The sequence below is a fragment of the Nocardiopsis lucentensis DSM 44048 genome, assembly GCF_000341125.1.
Taxonomy (GTDB): domain Bacteria; phylum Actinomycetota; class Actinomycetes; order Streptosporangiales; family Streptosporangiaceae; genus Nocardiopsis; species Nocardiopsis lucentensis.
This window is the reverse complement of the sequence record NZ_ANBC01000859.1, coordinates 1-2,916: the sequence shown is the minus strand read 5'-3', so window position 1 is coordinate 2,916 and position 2,916 is coordinate 1. Positions and strand designations below refer to the sequence as shown.

Genomic DNA, 2,916 nt, shown 5'->3' with positions numbered 1-2,916 from the left:
GGCTCGCTACCGAGTCGGCGGCGGGCACCTGGATCTGAGAATCGAGGATGACCAGCAGCCCTGGGCGCCTCCCCTGGACGGGCAGATGCGCGTCTCGAGCCTCCAGACCGGCCTGTTCGCCGGGCCGCTCGGGAGCGACATCGGTCAGCACGGCGTCCACCCGGCGGCCCGAGTCCGCGAGGAGTGGAAGAACCAGCGACTCTACACACCCCACTACGGGGTGATCGAGATGCGTGCCAAGGCCACCGCCGATGCGGACTGCATGGTGGCTCTGTGGATGATCGGTTACGAGGAGGTTCCTGAGCGGTCGGGGGAGATCTGCGTCGCCGAGATCTTCGGACGTGACGTCTCACCCGAGTCGGCGGCGGTCGGCATGGGCGTCCATCCTTTCGACGACCCCACCCTCCACGAAGACTTCACACAGGTCAGAGTCGAGATCGATGTCCGTCGATTCCACACCTACACCGTGGAATGGACCCCGGAGCACGTCGCCTTCTTCATCGACGGTCACCTCCAGCGCAGTCTCGACCAGTCCCCGGACTACCCGATGCAGCTGATGCTGAACATCTACGAGTTCCCCGCTGACCGCCCGGAGCCCGCCACCGCCCGCCCGAAACACTTCGTCGTCGACTATGTGCGGGGCTACCGGCCAGACGGCGTTCCGACCAGCCACCTCCGTGGGAGCGCCGCCGCAGCCGACTGACCCACCGCGGTTCTCCCGTCGGTCCGACTCCCCCCAGTGCGACACGGCTGGGCGCACGGGTACGCGCGAACCGGGGCGGGAGGCCCTTGCCCCCGCCTCACCCGCGCCCTACCCGTGCAGGTCGGCGGCCTCGATCTCCTCGCGCGTGATGCCCAGGATGAAGGCGATCGCGTCCAGGTAGGGAACGGTCACCGACGTGTCAGCCTGTTCCCGGACCACGGGCTTGGCGTTGAAGGCCACACCCAACCCCGCGGTCTGGAGCATGTCCAGGTCGTTGGCGCCGTCCCCGATGGCGACCGTCTGGGTGAGCGGGACCCCGGCCTCGTCGGCGAACTGCTGGAGGGTCGTCGCCTTGCCCTTGCGGTCGATGATCGGCCCGACCAGTTCACCGGTGAGCTTCCCGTTCACGACCTCGAGGGTGTTCGCCGCCGAGTAGTCGAGGTCCAGGAGCTCCACCAGGGAGTCGGTGATCTGGGTGAACCCGCCGCTGACGATGCCGCACTCGTAGCCCAGGCGCTTCAACGTACGTACCAGGGTTCGGGCGCCCGGGGTCAGGACGATTTCCTCGCGCACACGGTCGATCGCGGAGGCGTCCAGGCCGCGGAGCAGTGCGACACGGGCACGGAGGGACTCCTCGAAGTCCAGTTCCCCGCGCATCGCCTGTTCGGTGACCTTGGCGATCTCCGCCTCGCAACCGGCGTGGGCGGCCAGGAGCTCGATCACCTCGCCCTGGATCAGGGTCGAGTCCACGTCCATGATGATGAGGTGCTTGCCCCGGCGGTGCAGCCCGCTCGACTGGACGGCGACGTCCACGGCCTGGGTACTCGCCTCCATCGCGAGCTCGGCGCGGAGCTGGTCGGCGCTGCCCCCGGAGATGTCCATCTCGACGGAGGTCACGGGATAGCTGGAGAGCCGCTCGATACGGTCGATATTGGCCCCCGCCCGGGCGACACAGGACGTGATCGCGGCCAGGGCGCCGGGGCGGAGCGGATCCGCCAGGACGGTGACGTGCAGGCGGTTGGGGTCGTAGGCGTTGACCCGACCGTTTCCGTCCCCGTACTCGGTCTCCATGTCGAGGTCGATCGCGGTCTTGTCCAGCGCGCCGCGGACCTCTTCGAAGACCCGGTGCCGGGTCACGCCGGGGGCGACGCGTTCGTCCACCTCCAGGATCGCCCCCAGGACCAGGCGACCACCGAGGACGACCTGCTCCAGGTCGACGATGGCCACCGGGAAGACGGAGAGGGTGCTGAGCAGACGCGCGCTGATGCCCGGACGGTCTCGTCCGGTCACCGTGACCGACAACGTGGTTTCATCATTCATGACGCCATCCACGGTACTCGGCCCGGACCTGCGAGTGATCGGCAGGTCAGCCTCTTTTCGCAGGTCGTTCACTATATGGACAGCTGTTAACGCTTCGGCTGCTTCGCCTTGACGTCGATTCCGCCCAACATGCAGGTGCCGGTGAGCCGGACGACCGGCGCGTTCGGCTCCGTGACCTGGTCCGTACCGTGCACGTCGGTCCCGCCCAGGATCGCGGACGTGTTGTTGATCACCCTGACCCCATGCGGCACGGTGATGTCGACCCCGCCCATGATGACGGCCAACTGGATCGTCACCTCGTTCTGGCTGAGGACGGCCTCACGCAGGTCCAGTTCCACCCCGCCGCACAGCACGGACACGTTGGTGCGCGGCTCCACCAGCCAACGGCCCTTGCGCTCGCAGCCGCCGAAGACGGCCACCAGGTTCTCCGATCCCTTGCTCCGTCCGGCCAGGTCCCGAGCCTCCGCTCCCAGGGCGGGATGTTCCTCCCGTTGGTTCGTCGGCAGGTCCCGGACCAAAGGTGCGAGTTCGCCGACGGTCTTGGCGCGGTAGAGGCCGTCCAACCGTTCCTCGAGCTCCACCGGGCTCAGCCTGCCTTCGGCCAGGGCTTCCCGAAGCCTGGCGGCGACCTCGTCGCGGTCCGCGTCGGAGGCTCGGATGTGGTCGGGCTGCATGGTCTCCTCGTTCCCTCGTGTCCACCTGCCATCCAGTATTGGGGGAGATCCGTCGTGTCGGATCAGGTGATTCCCCTGGGAGAACCCCGAGATTCGGTCACCTCGGCGCCGGCTAACCGCGTGGGGCGATCGCCGCGTGCGCGGCCACCTGTGCGCGGCGCACGGCCATGTCGAGCTTCCGGAGCGCCTCACGGCGACTCTCCGCCTGGTGGGCGGTGA

Annotated in this window: 3 protein-coding genes; 1 reads left to right on the top strand and 2 read right to left on the bottom strand. The window is 68.2% G+C overall.

Annotated features, from left to right (window positions below):
* Nucleotides 1–703, top strand: a 703-nt coding sequence (locus D471_RS36900; protein WP_040691914.1) for a glycoside hydrolase family 16 protein, incomplete at its 5' end; no start/stop codon positions are given.
* Between the two features lie 108 nt (nucleotides 704–811).
* Here the strand turns inward: D471_RS36900 and serB are convergent.
* Complete coding sequence (gene serB, locus D471_RS0129830) at nucleotides 812–2,023, bottom strand: phosphoserine phosphatase SerB (protein ID WP_026128224.1); 1,212 nt, start codon at nucleotides 2,021–2,023, stop codon at nucleotides 812–814.
* Nucleotides 2,024–2,109: 86 nt separating this feature from the next.
* A complete protein-coding gene (locus tag D471_RS0129825) occupies nucleotides 2,110–2,697 on the bottom strand; it encodes a DUF1707 SHOCT-like domain-containing protein (protein ID WP_017602003.1) in 588 nt (195 codons plus the stop codon).
* Nucleotides 2,698–2,916: the final 219 nt, after the last annotated feature.

Coding starts and splice junctions, on each gene's coding strand:
- D471_RS0129825 (WP_017602003.1), bottom strand. CDS start 2,697: ATGCAGCCCGACCACATCCGAGCCTCCGACGCGGACCGCGACGAGGTC.
- serB (WP_026128224.1), bottom strand. CDS start 2,023: ATGAATGATGAAACCACGTTGTCGGTCACGGTGACCGGACGAGACCGT.